The 20125-nt window shown below is 39.7% G+C and carries 14 protein-coding genes and 2 pseudogenes; all 16 read left to right on the forward strand.

Features of this window, described 5'->3' with window-relative positions; genetic code table 11:
- Positions 1-82: 82 nt before the first annotated feature.
- The 16 genes and pseudogenes from ADM90_RS08575 (at position 83) to ADM90_RS08650 (ending at position 20113) form a co-directional block, all read left to right on the forward strand.
- Positions 83-1258 (forward strand): amino acid deaminase/aldolase, encoded by a 1176-nt coding sequence (locus ADM90_RS08575; RefSeq protein WP_053994560.1) that lies wholly within the window; start codon positions 83-85, stop codon positions 1256-1258.
- Positions 1246-2568, forward strand: coding sequence for a D-arabinono-1,4-lactone oxidase (locus ADM90_RS08580; RefSeq protein WP_053994561.1), 1323 nt, complete (start codon positions 1246-1248; stop codon positions 2566-2568). The genes ADM90_RS08575 and ADM90_RS08580 overlap by 13 nt, the downstream gene beginning before the upstream one ends.
- Positions 2569-2869: 301 nt before the next feature.
- Positions 2870-4578 (forward strand): annotated as a pseudogene (gene ilvD, locus ADM90_RS08585) (dihydroxy-acid dehydratase).
- Between the two features lie 427 nt (positions 4579-5005).
- On the forward strand, positions 5006-6772 hold the full coding sequence (gene ilvB / locus ADM90_RS08590; protein WP_053994562.1) for a biosynthetic-type acetolactate synthase large subunit: 1767 nt from the start codon (positions 5006-5008) through the stop codon (positions 6770-6772).
- The gene (gene ilvN, locus ADM90_RS08595) at positions 6769-7284 is read left to right on the forward strand and encodes an acetolactate synthase small subunit (RefSeq protein WP_053994563.1); all 516 of its coding nucleotides are present in this window, start codon (positions 6769-6771) and stop codon (positions 7282-7284) included. Before ilvB ends, ilvN begins: the two co-directional genes overlap by 4 nt.
- Before the next feature lie 44 nt (positions 7285-7328).
- Positions 7329-8390, forward strand: a pseudogene (gene ilvC, locus ADM90_RS08600) (ketol-acid reductoisomerase); the annotation flags it as partial.
- Between the two features lie 117 nt (positions 8391-8507).
- On the forward strand, positions 8508-9608 hold the full coding sequence (gene leuB / locus ADM90_RS08605; protein ID WP_053994565.1) for a 3-isopropylmalate dehydrogenase: 1101 nt from the start codon (positions 8508-8510) through the stop codon (positions 9606-9608).
- Between the two features lie 27 nt (positions 9609-9635).
- Complete coding sequence (leuC, locus tag ADM90_RS08610; RefSeq protein ID WP_053994566.1) at positions 9636-11045, forward strand: 3-isopropylmalate dehydratase large subunit; 1410 nt, start codon at positions 9636-9638, stop codon at positions 11043-11045.
- Positions 11046-11076: 31 nt separating this feature from the next.
- Positions 11077-11667 carry a 3-isopropylmalate dehydratase small subunit gene (gene leuD / locus ADM90_RS08615; protein ID WP_053994567.1) on the forward strand — a complete coding sequence of 197 codons (591 nt, stop codon included), beginning with the start codon at positions 11077-11079 and terminating at the stop codon, positions 11665-11667.
- A gap of 137 nt (positions 11668-11804) precedes the next feature.
- A complete protein-coding gene (locus ADM90_RS08620; protein ID WP_053994568.1) occupies positions 11805-12821 on the forward strand; it encodes an Rpn family recombination-promoting nuclease/putative transposase in 1017 nt (338 codons plus the stop codon).
- A gap of 137 nt (positions 12822-12958) precedes the next feature.
- Entirely contained in the window at positions 12959-13651 is a 693-nt protein-coding gene (locus tag ADM90_RS08625; protein WP_053994569.1) for a response regulator transcription factor, read from the forward strand.
- Between the two features lie 77 nt (positions 13652-13728).
- Positions 13729-14652: an ATP-binding cassette domain-containing protein gene (locus tag ADM90_RS08630; RefSeq protein ID WP_053994570.1), complete on the forward strand. Its 924-nt coding sequence runs from the start codon at positions 13729-13731 to the stop codon at positions 14650-14652.
- On the forward strand, positions 14645-15394 hold the full coding sequence (locus ADM90_RS08635; protein ID WP_053994571.1) for an ABC transporter permease: 750 nt from the start codon (positions 14645-14647) through the stop codon (positions 15392-15394). Before ADM90_RS08630 ends, ADM90_RS08635 begins: the two co-directional genes overlap by 8 nt.
- A 20-nt stretch (positions 15395-15414) precedes the next feature.
- The gene (locus ADM90_RS08640; RefSeq protein WP_053994572.1) at positions 15415-16341 is read left to right on the forward strand and encodes a sensor histidine kinase; all 927 of its coding nucleotides are present in this window, start codon (positions 15415-15417) and stop codon (positions 16339-16341) included.
- Between the two features lie 602 nt (positions 16342-16943).
- On the forward strand, positions 16944-18791 hold the full coding sequence (locus ADM90_RS08645; protein WP_053994573.1) for a P-loop NTPase family protein: 1848 nt from the start codon (positions 16944-16946) through the stop codon (positions 18789-18791).
- Positions 18792-18892: 101 nt separating this feature from the next.
- Positions 18893-20113 carry an RtcB family protein gene (locus ADM90_RS08650; RefSeq protein WP_053994574.1) on the forward strand — a complete coding sequence of 407 codons (1221 nt, stop codon included), beginning with the start codon at positions 18893-18895 and terminating at the stop codon, positions 20111-20113.
- Positions 20114-20125: the final 12 nt, after the last annotated feature.

The raw sequence follows: 20125 nt of genomic DNA on the forward strand, positions 1-20125 counted from the left end.
ACGGTTGTTTTTATTTTTGCTGAAAAGAGGGATTGGTCTGTTAAATGTCAAATACATAGTACATACAAAGGGGGGCGATGGTATGATAGCAAGACTCGATCAAGCATTTTATCATTTGGAACGACCATTTGCTTGGCTGGACTTAGATGCGTTAGATAAAAATATTCAAACGGTGCACAATGCTTGTGGTGAAAAACAAATTCGAATTGCGACAAAATCCATTCGTTCTGTGGAGGTGCTGCGCTATATCCAAAAGAATCTTGCGAATGTTGTAGGCTTGATGACATTCACGGCAGCAGAAACGATTTATCTATTAGAACAGCATTTTGATGACGTATTGCTCGGCTATCCCGTTATGGAGGAGTCGGCGATTCAACGCTTATTACATTTTGTAAAAAATGGAAAAACCGTTACTTTTATGGTGGATCGACCTGAGCATATCCACCTATTAGCAAAGCTGGGGGAGGAAATGGATGTACGTGTGCAGGTTTGCATTGATATGAATGTCTCCACTGATTTTAAACTATTGTATTTTGGTACGAAGCGTTCTTCCTTGCATTCCCTTGAGCTATTAACATCGTTTTTACAAGTTATTCAACAGCATCCTATAATTGAAGTTGTTGGCGCGATGGGCTATGAAGCTCAAATTGCAGGTGTTGGTAATCGTCCTGCAAATGCTTTAAAAGGTAGGTTGATTGAAACGATGCAAAGACAGGCCAAAAAGCAAGTGACTCAATTTCGTCGCTTCGCCGTTGCCCATATTAAGGCTTATTTTCCGAATCTTCGCTTTGTCAATGGAGGAGGGTCAGGTAGTATGCACTATACAGCCCAGCAAAAAGAGGTGACCGAAATAACAGTGGGCTCCGCATTTTATGCACCTGCATTGTTTGACCAATTTACACATTTGCAGCTAGCAAAAGCAGCCGGGTTTGCATTACGTGTTACAAGAAAGCCTGACAAGGATATTGTTGTTTGTCATGGTGGTGGTTATACCGCTTCTGGTGCAATTGGTAGTGATCGTTTACCTGTATTCTATGAACCTGCTACATTTGCATATCTTAGCTTAGAAGGAGCAGGGGAGGTGCAAACGCCTGTTAAAGTAAAGGGAAGACAGCTGCAGATGGGCGATACAATTTATTTTCGACATGCCAAGGCTGGCGAGCTTTGTGAGCGCTTTCAAGTATTGCATAGTATTCGTGGAGATAAGTATATGGGACCTTACACCACATATAGGGGGGATGGACAATGTTTTCTATAGATAAATGGCATAATGGGGCAAAATGGACAAATTGGGCTGGCAATGTGGTGTCATATCCAGGTGAAATGCACTTACCGCAGTCCATTGAGGAAGTTTCAACAATTGTCAAGCAAGCGCGTCAAGCGGGGAAAAATATTCGTGTCACAGGTGCAGCTCATTCTTTTAGTGCTGTAGCCATGCCTGAGCATATCGCTATTTCCTTACATAATATGCGTGGATTAATCGCCGTGAATAAGGACAGGCAGGAGGTTACATTATGGGCGGGAACCTACCTCTATGAAATTGGCCCACTGCTAGCGCAACACGGCTTTGCATTAATCAATATGGGCGATATTCAGGAGCAAACAATTGCAGGAGCAGTATCAACTGGCACACATGGCACTGGGGTGACACTTGGCTCCTTGTCTGCTGCTGTTATGGCATGGGGGTTTGTAGATGGCACTGGTGCTTACCAGGAGCATAGAAGAGGGCTGGATGATGTATCTGAAGCACTTCATGTATCACTTGGAATGCTTGGTGTAGTTGTCAAAATAACGATCAAGGTCATACCACTATACGCTTTGCATTATGTGGGAGCAAGAGAAACTTTGGCAAATGGACTTGCTGCTTTTGCGGAGGATATTCGCCAGCATCGCCATGTGGAGTGGTTTTATTTTCCTGGTAGTGAAACCATTCAGGTAAAGCGTATGAATGCGGTAGCGCCTGTCTATCAGAGTGAATGGCATAAACGAGTAGAAATGCTAAAGCTGCAAATTGTAGAAAATGGTGCTTTTTTTGCGATGTCAGAGCTTTGTAGATGGAAGCCTGCTTTAAGTGGTGTGATGAGTAAGATTGCAGCTGCAAATGTAGTAGAGGGTGAAAAAGTAGGCATTAGCTATGAAATTTATCCGTCACCTCGTAGTGTAAAGTTTCAGGAAAGTGAATATGCGATTCCATTAACCCAATTTGAAGCCTGTATGGAGGAAATACATGCGACCTTTCAAAAGGGCATCTTCCATGTGCATTTTCCATTAGAATGTCGAACAACGGCTGGAGAAGCAGGCTTTTTAAGCCCAACACAAGGGCGAGAGTCAGCCTTTATCGCCTTTCATATGTATAAAGGAATGCCAGAAGAGCCCTATTTTAAATGGGTGCAGACATTAATGCAAAAATATAAGGGACGTCCTCACTGGGGCAAGCAGCATCATTTAACAGCACAGGCAGTCCATACATTGTATCCAGAGATTGAAAGATTTTTAGCCATCCGTCAGCAATATGATCCGGATCAAGTATTTTTAACAGGATATCTAAAAAAATTATTTCTATTGTAGCGGGCGAATCCTAAAAAAATTAAAAATTACATGAACTATTAAAAATTTTATCAAAACGAGATAAAAATGATATTTAATCAGCATGAAAACGATTTCAAATTCGGCTGATTTTTTGAATTGTTTAAACAATTCAAAAAATACTGTTGACGAGAAGCTTTTTTCGTACTATGATAACAACAATTTAACACGTTTGTTACAGCCGTAACGAAACGAAAAAGCTAGGATTCTATAAACAAAATTAAAATAGACAGAACATTTTGTATATAGCAACAAACAGAGCAATAAATGAGGGGCGTTTAAAATGAGAAGTGACATGATTAAAGTAGGCGTAGATCGAGCGCCGCATCGAAGTCTTTTATATGCAACAGGCAAAGTAAAAGCGAAAGATTTAGGCAAGCCATTTATTGGGGTTTGTAACTCTTATATCGACATAATACCAGGTCACGTTCATTTACGTACATTCGCTGATGTTGTCAAAGAAGCCATTATTGAGGCGGGCGGTATTCCATTCGAATTTAATACAATCGGTGTTGATGATGGTATTGCAATGGGGCATATTGGTATGCGTTATTCATTACCAAGCCGTGAAATTATCGCAGACTCAGCAGAAACAGTTATCAATGCACACTGGTTTGATGGTGTGTTTTATATTCCAAACTGTGACAAAATTACACCAGGTATGCTAATGGCAGCAGTTCGTACTAATGTACCATCCATTTTTGTTTCGGGTGGTCCCATGGAGGCTGGTACATCTGCTTCAGGTAAGCAGCTTTCATTAACATCTGTTTTTGAAGGTGTAGGGGCTCATAAATCTGGCAATATGTCAGCGGAGGAGCTACTAGATATTGAAAATAATGCATGTCCAACATGTGGTTCATGCTCAGGGATGTTTACAGCAAACTCGATGAACTGCTTAATGGAAATGCTTGGTGTCGCTTTACCTGGAAATGGTACAATCGTAGCCACTTCTGAAGAGCGTCATCAGCTGATTAAGGAAGCAGCTAAGCAATTAATTCGTATGGTCAAAGAGGATGTTAAACCTCGCGACATTATTACAAAAGAGGCCATTGATGATGCCTTTGCACTTGATATGGCAATGGGTGGTTCCACAAATACGGTGCTCCATACATTAGCGATTGCGAGTGAAGCAGAAATAGATTACAACATTGAAGATATTAATAAAGTAGCAGAGCGCGTACCATATTTAGCAAAAATCATGCCTGCTTCAGATATTTCAATGGATGATATTAATAAAGCTGGTGGCGTAAGTGCCATTATTAATGAATTAACAGCCATTCCAGGAGCCATTCATCCAGACCGACCAACAGTGGCGGGTGTAACGATGGGTGAGCTTGTAAAAGATTATCATATTACTAATGATCAAGTCATTAGTAATATGATAATCATATTACTAATGATCAAGTCATTCGAACGAAAGATAATCCATATAGTGCTGTAGGTGGCTTATCGGTATTATTCGGTAATATCGCACCAGAAGGCTCTGTGATTAAGGTTGGAGCGGTCGATCCTTCCATCAAAGTATTTACAGGAGAGGCTATCGTCTTTGATTCACAGGAGGCAGCACAAGAAAATATTGATAATGGCACAGTGCAAGAGGGTCATGTGGTCGTCATTCGTTATGAAGGACCAAAAGGTGGCCCAGGGATGCCTGAAATGCTTGCACCAACATCTGCCATTCAAGGTCGTGGTCTTGGCACAAAGGTTGCACTAATTACAGATGGTCGTTTCTCAGGTGCATCTCGCGGTATTTCAATCGGACATATTTCACCAGAAGCTGCTGAGGGCGGTCCAATCGCTTTAGTTGAAAACGGCGATATCATTTCTATTGATTTACCAAACCGCACAATTCAGTTGGAAGTTTCAGAGGAGGTTTTAGCTGAACGTCGTGCAAAATTACCAGTCTTTGAGCCAAAGATTAAACGTGGTTGGCTCGCAAGATATTCAAAATTAGTCACAAACGCTTCAACAGGCGGCGTGATGAAGATCTAACAATTAGATATTTGAAAACGTTGATGAGGTTAAAGGTTTTAGAGTCTTGTATCTACCAGAGAGCCGGTCGTGCTGGAAGCCGGCGATACAACTAAATCCGACATCCCCTCGGAGTGAGCTATTAAACGTGTTTACACCATTAGATAGCTTCGGGCATAGTCGAAAGTGCTCGTTATTAATGAATAAATGTTTTATGACACTCTATTGGATGCGATGTCTTTCGCATTGGTGCATAAATGCAATCATTTATTCGCGAGGTAGCAATTATTTGCTATAAAAAAGGGTGGTACCATGGAAAGTCTTTTTCATCCCTACGTAAGGTAATTCTTTGCGTGTGGAGAAAAAGGCTTTTTATTATGTTCAATATGGAATAAGCCAACTCTTTAGTAAAAAATAGGATTGAAAAATATAAAGGAGGCATAATTTGATGAGTACAAATGTTTCGATCAACGAAAAAGAACAATTAACAGCAACAGCCACTGATAAACCAGCTTATCAGGCGAAGGATGGTGCAGATATATTAGTACAAGCACTACATGATCAAGGTGTTGAAATCATTTTTGGCTATCCCGGAGGAGCCGTACTACAAATTTATGATGCGATGTATAAAAATCCAATCCGTCATATTTTAACAAGACATGAGCAGGGAGCGATTCATGCAGCGGAAGGCTATGCACGTGTATCGAATCAACCAGGCGTTGTTATTGCAACAAGTGGACCTGGCGCGACAAATCTTGTAACAGGTATTGCCGATGCCATGATTGATTCCATCCCATTAGTTGTCTTTACAGGTCAGGTTTCTACCGCTGTTATTGGCACAGACGCTTTCCAAGAAGCAGATATTATGGGGATTACAACACCAATTACTAAGCATAATTACCAAGTACAGGATATTAATGATATTCCACGTATCGTGAAAGAAGCTTTCCATATTGCCAACACAGGTAGAAAGGGTCCTGTTGTCGTGGACTTCCCAAAAAACGTCTCACAAATGTTATTTGATGTAGAGAATCCACCACAAGCACCTGATGAAATTTATTTACCAGGTTACCAGCCGACCTATAAGCCAAATTATTTGCAAATTCAAAAGGCGATCCAAGCCATATCTTTAGCTAAAAACCCAGTGATTTTAGCGGGTGCGGGTGTTCTGTTTGCTGATGCACGTGAAGAGCTAACAACTTTCGCAGAAAAATATCGCATTCCAGTAGTTAATACATTGCTTGGGCTAGGCTCGATTCATGGTGAACATGAGCTATTCCTTGGTATGGCTGGTATGCATGGGACAGTGACAGCAAATACCGCTATTACAAAATCAGATTTATTACTAAATATCGGTGCGCGCTTTGATGACCGTTTAACAGGTAATTTAGCTACCTTTGCACCAAATGCAACCATTATCCATATTGATATCGACCCAGCTGAAATCGGTAAAAATGTACCAACGGATATACCGATCGTTGCTGATGCAAAAGAAGCTTTAAAAGCATTATTGAAAAAGAGCTTTGAGGGTCCTGATACAGCAGAATGGCTAGCATTTTTACAAAATCATGCTGAAGAATACCCATTATGGTATGTCAAGGATGCGAATGATCAGGAAATTTTACCACAAGAGGCATTACAGCTTGTACACAAAATTACAGAAGGTGAAGCAATTGTCACAACAGATGTGGGTCAGCATCAAATGTGGACAGCGCAATACTATCACTTAAATAATGCACATGGATGGGTAACGTCTGGTGGACTTGGTACGATGGGCTTCGGCTTCCCTGCCGCAATTGGCGCCCAGTTTGCGAAACCAGACAAAAAAGTTATTTCGATTGTAGGAGATGCAGGCTTCCAGATGACAGCACAGGAGCTTTCGATTCTACAGGAATTTAACTTACCAGTAAAAATCGTGATTTTGAATAATAGCTGTCTTGGCATGGTGCGCCAATGGCAAGAAACATTCTATGAAGAGCGCTATTCATCATCACTAATGCCAATCCAACCAGATTTTGTTAAATTAGCAGATGCCTATGATATTAAAGGCTATCGTATTAACACAATCGATGAGGCAGAAGCCATTTTCCGTGAGGCACTACTTTCTGATGAGCCAGTATTAATTGATTGCCGCGTGAAACAGTTGGAATGTGTTTACCCAATGGTAGCACCAGGCGCAGGCTTACACGAAATGATTGGGGTGAAAAAGAATTGAAACGAGTAATTACTGTAACTGTGATTAACCAAAGTGGTGTATTAAATCGATTAACAGGTTTATTGATGAAGCGTCAATTCAATATTGAATCCATTACAGTTGGTCATACAGAGCAACAAAACTCTTCAAAAATGACCTTTGTGGTGCATGTAGAGGATGAGCGCAAAATCGAGCAGCTAGTCAAGCAATTATCCAAGCAAATTGATGTATTAAAAGTGAATGACATTACTGACAAAGCCATTGTTCTACGCGAGCTAGCACTTGTAAAGGTTATTTCACCACCAAATTTACGATTGGAAATGAATTCGATTGTCGAACCATTCCGTGCACAAATTATTGATACGGCCAAAAATGTTGTGACGTATCAAGTAGTAGGACACCCTGAAAAAATTGATGCCTTTATTGAGCTCATTCGACCATATGGCATTAAAGAACTTACACGTACAGGGGCAACAGCATCCGTGCGTGAAACACAAATCGTCTCAAACCCACAGCTTTCTATTTTAAAATAGTTTGCATATAAAAATTAACCGCTTTTCCGAAAGCGCTAAAACAAACACATTCTAGGAGGAAACAAATTATGGCTACAATGTACTACGAACAAAATATCAATGAAGATGTATTAAAAGGAAAGAAAATCGCGATTATCGGCTATGGCTCACAAGGTCATGCGCATGCACTAAACCTTAAAGAATCAGGTTTCGATGTAGTTGTAGGAGTTCGTCCAGGCGGCTCTTTCGATGCAGCAAAAGCAGATGGTCTTGATGTGAAAACAGTTGCAGAGGCAGCACAAGAAGCAGATATTATTCAAATTTTACTACCAGATGAGCGTCAAAAAGCTGTTTATGAAGCAGAAATTGCACCACATTTACAAGCTGGAAAAGCATTAATGTTTGCTCATGGTTTCAATATTCACTTCGGTCAAATTACACCACCAGCAGATGTTGATGTATTTTTAGTAGCACCAAAAGGCCCAGGTCACTTAGTGCGTCGTCAATTCCAAGAAGGTGCGGGCGTACCAGGTTTATTCGCAATCCATCAAGATGCAACAGGTCAAGCAAAAGACATCGCACTTGCATACGGTAAAGGAATCGGTGCTGCACGTGGTGGACTTCTTGAAACATCATTTAAAGAAGAAACAGAAACAGATTTATTCGGTGAACAAGCAGTATTATGTGGTGGTGCGACAGCATTAGTACAAGCAGGCTTTGAAACGCTAGTAGAAGCTGGCTATCAACCAGAGCTAGCATACTTTGAAACACTTCATGAGTTAAAGCTAATTGTTGACCTAATGTTTGAAGGTGGTATGGCAACAATGCGCTACTCTGTATCCGATACAGCGGAATGGGGCGATTATGTAGCAGGACCACGTATTGTGGATGAATCTGTGAAAGCTCGTATGAAAGATGTTTTAACAGATATCCAAGATGGTACATTTGCTCGTCGCTGGATTCAAGAAAATGAAAATGGCCGTCCTGAATATACAAAATTCAAAGAAGCTGGTGCAAACCATCAAATCGAAGAAGTTGGCGCAAAATTACGTGCGATGATGCCATTTATCAATGAAGGTAAAAAGAAAGTTGTAAGAGAAGAAGCAGCAACAAGCGCGAAAAACTAATTATTTCGATTCTACAATGTAGAATGTGAATCAACCATTACGCTCACCTCAATCAAAGGTAGGTGAGCGTAATTATTCAAATAACGAATGCACTATACAAAGAAAGGTGTTTTGACGATGGAGAAAAAAATTACAGTGCTTCCTGGTGACGGAATCGGACCAGAGGTTGTTGCTTCTGCTGTACGTGTATTACAGGTGATTGGTAAGCGGTTTAATCATACATTTCATTTAGGGTATGCAACAATTGGAGGTGCTGCCATCGACCAACACAATAATCCACTACCTGATGAAACAATTGACATGTGTGAAAATAGTGATGCCATTCTATTAGGAGCCGTTGGTGGCCCAAAATGGGATCAAAATCCACCTGAATTACGTCCAGAAAAAGGATTATTGCGTATTCGTAAACACTTTGATTTATTTGCAAATCTACGTCCAGTAAAGGCGTTCCCGAGTTTACTAGATGCTTCACCATTAAAGCGTGAAGTAGCTGAAAACGTTGATTTAATGATTGTACGTGAATTAACAGGCGGAGTATACTTCGGGGAACCACGTATGCGTACTGAAAATGGCGCAATTGATACAACGGTTTACTCAAAAGCAGAAGTGGAGCGTATCGTTGAAAATGCCTTTGAGCTAGCACGTTTACGTGGAGGCAAATTATGCTCTGTTGATAAGGCGAATGTTCTCGAAACAAGTCGCTTATGGCGTGAAGTTGTAGAAGAAAAGAAAAAAGATTATCCAGATGTACGAGTAGAGCACAACCTAGTGGACTCTGTAGCAATGAAGCTTATTACTAATCCAGGACACTATGATGTAGTCGTTACGGAAAATATGTTTGGTGATATTTTAAGTGATGAGGCATCGGTTATTACAGGCTCACTTGGTGTACTACCATCTGCATCCATTCGTGGTGATAATTTTGGCTTATATGAACCTGTCCATGGTTCAGCGCCTGAAATTGCAGGACAAGGTGTTGCCAACCCTGCCGCTACAATTCTTTCAGTAGCGATGATGCTACAATACTCCTTTGGCTTAAAGGAAGAGGCAGCAGAAATTGAACGTGCTGTCAGTGCAGTGTTTGATGATGGCTACTTTACAGCAGATCTTGCTCGTGACGGCGGTCGCACGTTATCCACAAATGAATGGACAGATAAAGTAATTAATGAAATTGATACAAGCTTTGTTTCAGAAAGCATTATGACAACATATATCTAACGAAATTTAAAGAAATAGGTGAAGACAATGGGTAAAAATATAATTGAAAAGATTTGGGATAAACATGTTGTTTATCAGGAAGAGGGCAAACCGGACCTGTTATATATTGATCTTCATTTAATTCATGAAGTAACGTCTCCACAGGCTTTTGAAGGACTACGTATCAATGGACGTAAAGTGCGACGCCCTGATTTAAGCTTTGCGACAATGGATCACAATGTACCAACGAAAAACTTACCAACAATTAATGACCCAATTGCACGCAACCAAATCGAAACATTGGCAAAAAATGCGGAAGAATTTGGTGTGGAGCTTGCAGGAATGGGACATCCAGACCAAGGAATTGTCCATGTTATTGGACCAGAGCTAGGCCTAACACAGCCAGGTAAGACAATTGTTTGTGGTGACTCTCATACATCTACACACGGAGCCTTTGGTGCGATCGCCTTTGGTATCGGTACATCAGAGGTGGAGCATGTTTTATCCACACAAACATTATGGCAAAGCAAGCCAAAAACAATGGAAATTCGTGTAGAAGGTGAGCTACCAGTTGGTGTAGCCGCAAAGGATATTATTTTAGCGATTATTGCCAAGTTCGGTATTGGCGTTGGTACAGGGCATATTGTGGAGTTTACTGGAGAGGCCATCCACAAGCTGTCAATGGAAGAACGTATGACAATTTGTAATATGTCGATTGAGGCGGGTGCAAAAGCAGGATTGGTATCACCTGACCAAATTACAGTTGATTATATTCGTGGACGTCGCTATGCACCACAGGGTGAAAAATTTGAAGAGGCTACGGCTTATTGGCTAAGCTTAGCATCAGATGAGGATGCAACGTATGATGAAGTACGCATCATCCAAGCTGAGGAAATCGAGCCAATCGTGACATGGGGCACAAATCCATCCATGGGTTCAGGTATCTCAGGAAATGTACCAACACAAGCAGATTATCATGATGAGACAGATAAGGCGGCTCTTCGTAAAGCACTTGCTTATATGGGCTTAGAGGAAGGGCAACCACTAACATCCATCGACATCCAGCATGTCTTTATTGGCTCCTGTACAAACTCACGTATTAGTGATTTACGTGCAGCGGCTAGCGTTATTAAAGGACGCAAGGTGCATGATCGTGTCACAGCAATTGTTGTACCAGGTTCTCATTCTACGAAAAAGCAGGCAGAGGCAGAAGGACTGGATAAAATCTTTATTGAGGCAGGCTTTGAGTGGCGAGAGTCAGGCTGCTCGATGTGTCTAGCGATGAATGATGATGTAGTTCCAGCTGGCGAACGCTGTGCCTCTACATCCAACCGTAACTTTGAAGGACGTCAAGGTGCAGGTTCTCGTACACATTTAGTATCTCCGCCAATGGCAGCAGCCGCTGCCATTGCAGGTCACTTTATCGATGTACGTGAATTTGTAAAGGAAACTGTGTAAGCCTTGCTTTACATGGAAAGGATGATTGAAAATGGAACCAATTAATATCGTAAATAGTGTGATCACACCACTTGACCGTAAAAATGTAGATACAGACCAAATTATTTCAAAAGAGTTTTTAAAGCGTATTGAGCGTACAGGCTTTGGCCAATATTTATTTTACCATTGGCGCTTTGATGCACAGGGCAATGAAATACAGGACTTTGTGCTGAATAAACCTGAATTTAAAGATTCAAAAATTCTTGTAGCACAAGATAATTTTGGCTGTGGCTCTTCTCGTGAGCATGCACCATGGGCTATTTTAGACTATGGCTTTAATGTTGTTATCGCACCATCCTTTGCAGATATTTTCCATAATAACTGCTTTAAAAATGGGATTTTGCCAATTAAACTAACAGAAGCAGAATGCGATGATATTCTAGCAAAAGGCTTAGCAAAGCCATATACAATGGAAGTCAACCTTGCAGAGCAAACGGTGACAGGTGAGGATGGCAAAGTCTATCGTTTCACAATTGATCCATACTATAAGGAAACATTGCTAAACGGTTGGGATGAAATTGCTTTAACCTTTAAATACGAAGACCATATTGCTGCCTACGAGGCACAACGTGTGGCCTATTAATAACGAGACTGAAGACAATTATAATGTTGTCTTCAGTTTTTTGTTATTTTATATCCATTATCATTATTCGCATCTTAAAAAGCAAAATTGTATAATAAAGATACTTAAAATTATTTATAGGTGAGGTGATATTAAACGTGAAGTTGCAAAATCCACATGATAAGTTTTTTAAGGAATCATTTGGTGATGTGGAGGTCGCAAAGGATTTTTTGTTGCATTATTGTCCAAAGGAAGTATTGCAAGTGTTGAATTTAGACACACTAACACCACAGAAGGACAGCTTTTTAACACCTGAACTAGAAGAAAGTTTTTCCGATTTACTGTTTAAGGTCGATATTTGCCAGCGAGAAGGCTATTTATATTTATTATTTGAGCATAAAAGCTACTTGGATAAAGGAACAATATTGCAATTACTGCGCTATATGTTAGATATTTGGGAGGCAAAGCGCAGCAAGGAGCGTGTAAAAAAGTTGCCCATTATTATTCCATTGCTTATGTATCATGGGAAAAAAGAATGGCAATTGCCAACAAACTTAGGTGAGCTATTGGATGGCTATCAGGCATTACCAGATTCCATTAGAGCGTATGTGCCTAATTTTAACTATTTAGTATATGATTTCTCTCAATATGATGATAATGATATACGTGGTACTGTCCGCAATCGTATTCTCTTCACACTATTTCGTGATGTACAAACAAAACAAGGCAGGGCATTATTAGAGGCCATTTTACGTGCCTTTCATTATTTAGGTGAGCTAGAGGATAAACAAACGGCAGTAGGCTATATTGAAACGATGCTGCGTTATATTTATGAGGCTGGGAACGATTTAACAAAAGAGGATATGGGCAAAATTATTGAACGCCTTGAAAACCACGAGCTGAAAGGGAGTGACTTAGTCATGACATTGGCGGAAATTTGGAAAAATGAAGGATTACAAGAAGGATTACAACAAGGGCTACACAAAGGCTTACGACAAGGAGAAAGAAATGCTTTATCGCAAATGGCAACAGTCCAATTAACACAAAAATTTGGTGAGTTGCCTGAGGAGCTAAAGCAGGCTATAAGCCAAGCAAATGTAGAAGTGTTAAATGAAATTGTAGCAAATATTTTCACAATTAGTAGTTTGGATGATGCAAAGAGCTATTTATCATAGTCTTAAGAAGAGAAGCACTAATAGAATGGTGAGACTGAAGACAAATATAATGTTGTCTTCAGTTTTTTTGTGTTTAATCAAAAAATCTCGCTATACTATCATTAAGATGCCCTATAAAAAGTAGGAGGGATTAGGCGATGACAGAAAAAGTAAATATTTTAGTGGTGGAAGATGATGATGCGATTAACCAATTGCTCTGTAGTATTATTAAGAAAAATGGCTATTTTCCTCAACCTGCTTTTTCAGGAACAGAGGCAATGCTCTATTTGGAAAAGGCGGAATGGGATATGATACTCCTTGATCTTATGCTGCCAGGGATGTCTGGAGATGAGCTACTGACAAACATTACAGCACAAAGTCCTATACCGATTATTATTATTTCTGCCAAGTTAGACCAACAAACAAAAATAGGCATGTTACGAACAGGAGCGGATGATTATATTACAAAGCCCTTTGATATTGAAGAAGTATCGGCAAGAATCGACTCCCACTTAAGAAGATACCAACGTATTACAAGGCAGCCAGCAACAAAGCGACTTGTCCATAAGGATGTAGAGGTTGACCAAGATGCAAAAGCTGTTTTTATCAAAGGGGAAGCGTTGAATTTTACCGCTCGGGAATATGAGATATTTGTGCTTCTTATGGCATCACCGAAGAAGGTGTTTACAAAGAAAAATATGTTTGAAAGTGTGTGGCAGGAGACCTATTATGGGGATGATAACACCATCAATGTCCATATTAGTAATATCCGTAGTAAATTAGCAGCGGTGAATCCAGAGGAGGACTATATTGAAACGGTTTGGGGGATGGGGTATCGATTGAAAACTTAAGCTTTTTTTAAGAATTGCCTTAAGTCTTTATTAATACTTCCTTTTTATACTTGATGTATCATAGAAGGAGGGATTATATGACGGATTATATATTGAAAACAAGTCATTTAACGAAGCAATTTAACAAACAAATCGCTTTACATAAAGTCAATCTTTCCATCAAAAAAGGCTCTATTTACGGCTTTATTGGACAAAACGGTGCTGGGAAATCTACCCTGATTCGCATTGTTTCAGGTCTTGCTATGCCAACTGCGGGATCAATTGAATTGTTTGGCTATAGTCATGGATCAGCGCTAGTGGAAGCGCGCAAACGTATCGGAACAATGATTGAGGGGCCTGCATTATACCCATATATGACAGCGGCTGAAAATTTAGAAGCTCACAGGCTGTTAAAGGGCATTCCAGGGAAAGACTGCGTAGAAAAGGCATTAGCCATTGTAGGTCTTCAGGATACAGGGAAAAAGAAGGCAAAAAATTTTTCATTGGGCATGAAACAACGCTTAGGTATAGCCATCTCCTTACTGGGAGACCCAGAGTTTCTGATTTTAGATGAACCAATCAATGGTTTAGACCCAATGGGGGTTGTTGAAGTACGAGAACTGCTGAAAAAATTAAATCGTGAATATGGTATGACCATTTTAATTTCAAGCCATTTACTAAGTGAGCTTCATTTACTTGCTACGCATTATGGCATTATCCATAAAGGTGATTTATTGGAGCAATTAACGGTAGAAGAGCTGAATCATCAATGTCAGCAATTTCTGCATATTAAGGTAAGCAATCCTGAGAAGGCTGCGGCGATTCTGGAAACGACTCTTGCGACAAATAACTTTGAAGTAATGCCAGATGGCTGTATTAAGCTATATCGTTATGTAGATACGCCTGGAAAAGTTTCTTCAACGCTTGTCAATGAAGGGCTTATTATTGAACAATTTATGCCAATGGGTCAGGATTTAGAGTCCTATTTTATGGAGCGCATTGGAGGTATTTATCATGAATAATGTGATCAAGTCAGAATGGTATAAGCTTAGGAAGGATCGCTCACTATGGACATTGCTTATTATTCTAATAGTAATTAGCCTCTCCTATCCGTTGTTAATTATATTTGATGAAGGTGCAGATACTATAGCGGTTAATGACTTTTACCGTCAGACGATTCTTGGGGGCAATAATTATATTATAAGACTGGTGCCCTGTGTACTAGGAGGGTTCTTTATTTCCAGTGAATATGCAATGGGCACGATGAAAAGCATTGTCGCGTCAGGAAATAGTAGAGTGCGTATTTATTTTGCAAAATTAATGGTCTACTCGATTGGAGCCATTTTGATTGCATTTGTCTTTCCTTTTGTGTTTACAGGAGCTGTGGCTATTTTTCTGCATTTTAATGGGATGCCTACACTTAGCTATTTTGCAAGCACAGTTGGCTTAACTGCTCTTTATACAATCGCTTTTGCATCCATTATGGCTTTATTTGCTACAATTTTTACGGAGAGTGGGAAGGCCATTGGCTTTATGCTGTTCTTTTTCTTGCTGTTGGATAGTCTATTGTATACATTAAGTCACTTCTTTCCAGTATTTGAGGTCGTTTTTAACTCCTCGATCTTTAAGCTGTTTTTAGATATTGGACGCATAGAGACCATACATGGTGCTGAGCTGGTGCAATTAATCATGATGCCCATCATTACCTTTATTGTTTTCGGTATTTTAGGAAGTATTGTATTTCAGAAAAAAGAAATTAAATAAACAGGGAGGTGGGGGAGAAAATGCTATATGTGGTCATCGTTTTAAGCTTTATCACAATATGTCTTCTCGCCCGCTTTCTATGTTTGAAAAAGGAAATACGCAGTGCAACGAAGCAATTACAACAACGACATAAGCAGCAAACTACGAAGAAAATTAATCTTAGCCTTTATGATAAAGATTTTGAACGGCTAGCAGAGGAAATTAATCATGAAATAGATGAAACAAAGCAGGCGATTGCTGAGCAAAAAAGAACAGAAAATGAGCTTAAGCAGGCGATTTCCAATATTTCACATGATATTCGTACACCGATGACCTCTATTTTAGGCTATGTGCAATTTTTAGAGGATGAAACGATTCCTCCTCACATACGCCAGGAGTATATGCGCATTGTCAAATCAAGTGCATTAAGGCTAAAAGTATTATTGGAAGATTTTTTTGAGCTATCCGTTATTGAGTCTACCGACTATTTATTAAAGATGGAATGGGTTCAATTGAATGATTTGGTGTTAGAGGTGTTAGTTAGCTTTTATGAAGCATTTAACCAACAGCAGATCGAGCCAACTATTCATATGCCAGAAGAAATGGTAAGGGTGAAGGCAGACCCATCAGCACTCAAGCGAGTCATTGAAAACTTAGTGACCAACGCTTTAAAGCATTCGGTGGGGCACGTTACCATCGCCCTCCATCAAACACCATCATGCACGGAGCTGATCATTAGCAATCCAGCACCACAATTACAAGAGCAAGACCTTTTTCATCTATTTGACCGTTTTTACAAAGCCGATCAAGCAAGAAAGGGCAAAGGCACAGGACTAGGCCTATCTATTGCCAAAAGCTTGATGGAAAAAATGAACGGGACTCTTTCAGCAAAATTGCTCGATCAACAATTATCGATGAAATGTCAATGGTGTGTTTCTACACCAAAGACTGGTAATGAAGCTTTATAAAAACTGAACTTTTTGAAACGAAGTAATTTTTTCGTTTTAAAAAAGTAACTATACTGGTTGTGCGTGCGGATTGGTGATGTAGAAGATGTTAAAGAAAGAGTGAAACAATAGAAGGAACTATAGCGATTGCACAGGTAAGAGAGAAAATGGAGCTGATCATTAGAAGGATTAAAAAAATCCCGATCATATATAAAAGAGGATGACCTGCCTGCTTTAATAGATGAATGGGCTTGCAGCATTTAAAGAGAATCTTCTTCCCTGCAATGGGGGAGAGGTTCTTTTATTTTTGATATTTTTGGAAGTGACAAATAGAGGGGATAACACCCTATTTCCTAGGAGAAAGGTCATCTGGTTAAGAGTGCTCTATCATGAAGCTTAATAATTTTGGCGATTTTACGGTAATAATGGGGGAGGTAGCTATTTCTTTTAGTCTGAGTAATAAATCATCCAACGAATAGGCGTTAGAGTAGAGTGAGAACGAATTCCTATTTATGAACGAAACGTCTAAGTATATTGTCCTTTTTTCAATGATTGATGTATTAGAAAAGCAATAGTTTCATTTATAATGAAATTATAGATACATATGAAAAGAGGTATTGAGGATGACGAATAATAATAATACGCCAAACGAAGCTACAACCTCAGCGAATAATACGTTGCCGCAACTTGTTGATCAGCTACGACAACTATATAGCATCATTGTCCAAAATACATATGTGAAAGATACTGTGAAACATTTAGATCGCATTATTCGGGATGCAAATAACCAGACGATGATTCTTATTGTTGGAAAGGAGCGAGTGGGAAAGACAACACTTGTAAATGGGCTTCTTGGCCGTGAGGTGTTATTCGTAAGTGATCAACATCCAACAGGTGTCAATACATTTATAAGATATGGCGAACATGAGGAGATTAAAGCGTATTTTTTAGATGGGGTTGTGGCTACCTTTGATATGAGCAAATTAGAGTTGTTAACGACTGGCGATACATTTGCCTCTCAAATTTTACGTGAACATTTAGACTATCTGGAAGTCTATGTGAAAAATGATCTATTAAAATCGGTGACGATTATTGACTCTGTTTCATTAGAGGCAGGGGGAGGAGAAATGGCCTATTTTTCGGAGGCATTGCTCAAGCGTGTGGATGAAATCTTTTGGACTTTACGTGCCGGTTCTATGGCGATTGATGCGGAGCTGTTATTGATAGAGTCGTTAAAAAACAAAGGGGTTGAACCTTTATGCGTGATTAATGGTATTGATGCCGTTGACGATGCTGATGCCTTTATGAAAGCAGAGCAGCAACGAATCGGTCATTTAATGAGTAATTTTCTTGCGGTTTCTGCCAGAAATGCCTTGGAGGCTAAGCAAACGAATAATCAAGAGCTTTGGCAAAAAAGCCAGTACGACTATTTAATTAATGAGATTCACCGTGTTGCTAAAAATAGTGATAAAAAAACCTATGCTATTTTAATTCGCTTTTTGCAATGGCTGGAACGATTCCGCTTTGAATTAACGGTTATTCCCCAGCGCGATCCATTCCAATCAGCTGCTGAGCATATTGAAAGGTATACAGGTGATACACAATATGAATTTTCTCGCTATCAACGTGATTTAGCGATTGTTCAGGAATATGAGCAAGAATATGAGCAGGTAGCCAATACCTTCAAAAAGGTTCAAACACTGTATCAGCTCTTACAAACGATTGCACAGCATGATTATTTACAGGATGAAAAGGTCGAAGAATTTACAGAAATTGCTGTACACTATCAGCAAATGCTACGAGAATACCGCAATATGCATAGTGAATATATACACGAATATGAGCGTTTAGATGTACAGCATAAAAAAATTCATGGAAAGGGGCTTATGAAGGCGATTTTTGGTCAGCATACCCAAAATGAATTTTTCAAGGAACGTGTGAATAAGTTAAATGAGCAACAGGTTATTTGTGTTGCCCAATATGATAAAATCCAGCAAGCTGAGACCTCCGTACTGCAAATTATGCAGGATATCCAGCAGCACTTAATGGAGTTAGTAAGAGCGCGTTTGGCACATGTTGAGCATAAAGCACAAAAATTAAACCAGCAGCGTGCAAAAGAGAGGCGTCAATTAAAGCTCTATACGGATAAATTAAATGAATTTTCATGCTTGATGGAAGCTCAGGGCTATATGAAAGATCATTTGCAGCCATTTTTAATGAGTGAGCAACTTCCTCTAAAAGCCAAAGATCTTAACATGCTTGAAGATACGATGCAGGCCATTTTAGACATTGATCTATCCTACAATGGATTACTGGCACGAAGTCAGGTTAAGAATACGGAAAATGTGGCCATTCCTTTTGTTGTGCAAGACAAATATCCACTGTATATATTGAACTTAAAGGAAGAAGATGTGAAATCCAATGATATACCAGAAATCCCTAATAAATTAACGATACAATATGAAGAATAGATCTGCACTAAACGTTCTACAAGTATATAGGCTTGTAGAGCGTTTTTTATAAATGAAACAAATAGGGATGTTTTTCGTATAGAAAGAAAGGAGGTATTTAAATGATTGAAATGACTGGACGCTATACAGGCGCTAAAATTTATGCACAAACGGCATTACAAACAGCTATCGACCAAATTCAAGAATTGATCAATCAGCCCTTTATGGCAGGCACAACAATACGAATTATGCCTGATTATCATGCAGGAAAAGGCTGTGTAATTGGTACGACGATTCAGTTGCAGGATTGTGTTGTACCAAATCTTGTAGGTGTTGATGTAGGCTGCGGTGTATTTGTCGCGGAGATAGATGCATCAATGGTTGATTATGCAAAGCTTGATACAATCATTCGAACCTATATCCCAAGCGGGCAGGATATTCACCAAGATGTATCGCCAACACGTCATTTTTTGGAATTTGACAGCAAGCAATTTCGAGCGACTGGCTTAAAGGATGATTATACAAATTTATCATTAGGAACGCTTGGCGGAGGCAATCATTTCATTGAGCTCGCAAAGGATGAAGCGGATCGCTATTATTTGCTTATTCACACAGGCTCCCGCTATGTAGGGGCAAAGGTAGCCAATTGGCATCAAAAAAGAGCCTATGAAAGTTTACGCCGCCAAGATTTAACGGAAAAAATAGCGGAGCTGAAGCAGCAAGGGCGAGCCCAAGAAATTCAGCGCATGATTCAAAGCTATAAAGCGCAAAATCCTGTAATTCCAAAGGATTTAGCTTATTTAGAGGGTGATCTTTTCGATGATTATATTCACGATATGAAGATTGCCCAGCAGTATGCACGCATGAATCGTTGGACAATCGCTAAAACAATTGCTGAGCATATGGGGTGGCAGTTTACAGAGACATTTGATACGATTCATAACTATATTGATACGGAAACAATGACATTGCGGAAGGGTGCTGTTCGTGCCAATAAAGGAGAAAAGCTGGTCATTCCAATGAATATGCGGGATGGGTCGCTGATTTGCATAGGAAAAGGCAATGCAGATTGGAATTATTCAGCGCCCCATGGAGCAGGGCGTATGTTTTCACGTCGCGCCGCCAAAAAAGCCTTAAATATGGACGACTTTAAAGAAACCATGCAGGGCATTTGGTCAACTTCCGTCAATGAGGAAACATTAGATGAGGCTCCAATGGCCTATAAACCAATGGCAGAAATTACAGCTGTTATTGAGGACACAGTCGATATAGTCAAAGTGATTAAGCCAGTTTATAACTTTAAAGCAAGTGAAGCTGTAAAGCCTTATCAAAGAAAAAGCTAGATAGTTATTATA

Origin of the sequence: Lysinibacillus macroides (genome assembly GCF_001281525.1) — a bacterium.
Lineage (GTDB): Bacteria > Bacillota > Bacilli > Bacillales_A > Planococcaceae > Lysinibacillus > Lysinibacillus macroides.

Excerpts from the sequence above, each read along its gene's own strand:
- ADM90_RS08575 (WP_053994560.1), top strand. The coding sequence starts at position 83 with ATGATAGCAAGACTCGATCAAGCATTTTATCATTTGGAACGACCATTT.
- ADM90_RS08580 (WP_053994561.1), top strand. The coding sequence starts at position 1,246 with ATGTTTTCTATAGATAAATGGCATAATGGGGCAAAATGGACAAATTGG.
- ilvB (WP_053994562.1), top strand. The coding sequence starts at position 5,006 with ATGAGTACAAATGTTTCGATCAACGAAAAAGAACAATTAACAGCAACA.
- leuB (WP_053994565.1), top strand. The coding sequence starts at position 8,508 with ATGGAGAAAAAAATTACAGTGCTTCCTGGTGACGGAATCGGACCAGAG.
- leuC (WP_053994566.1), top strand. The coding sequence starts at position 9,636 with ATGGGTAAAAATATAATTGAAAAGATTTGGGATAAACATGTTGTTTAT.
- leuD (WP_053994567.1), top strand. The coding sequence starts at position 11,077 with ATGGAACCAATTAATATCGTAAATAGTGTGATCACACCACTTGACCGT.
- ADM90_RS08625 (WP_053994569.1), top strand. The coding sequence starts at position 12,959 with ATGACAGAAAAAGTAAATATTTTAGTGGTGGAAGATGATGATGCGATT.
- ADM90_RS08630 (WP_053994570.1), top strand. The coding sequence starts at position 13,729 with ATGACGGATTATATATTGAAAACAAGTCATTTAACGAAGCAATTTAAC.
- ADM90_RS08635 (WP_053994571.1), top strand. The coding sequence starts at position 14,645 with ATGAATAATGTGATCAAGTCAGAATGGTATAAGCTTAGGAAGGATCGC.
- ADM90_RS08640 (WP_053994572.1), top strand. The coding sequence starts at position 15,415 with ATGCTATATGTGGTCATCGTTTTAAGCTTTATCACAATATGTCTTCTC.
- ADM90_RS08645 (WP_053994573.1), top strand. The coding sequence starts at position 16,944 with ATGACGAATAATAATAATACGCCAAACGAAGCTACAACCTCAGCGAAT.
- ADM90_RS08650 (WP_053994574.1), top strand. The coding sequence starts at position 18,893 with ATGATTGAAATGACTGGACGCTATACAGGCGCTAAAATTTATGCACAA.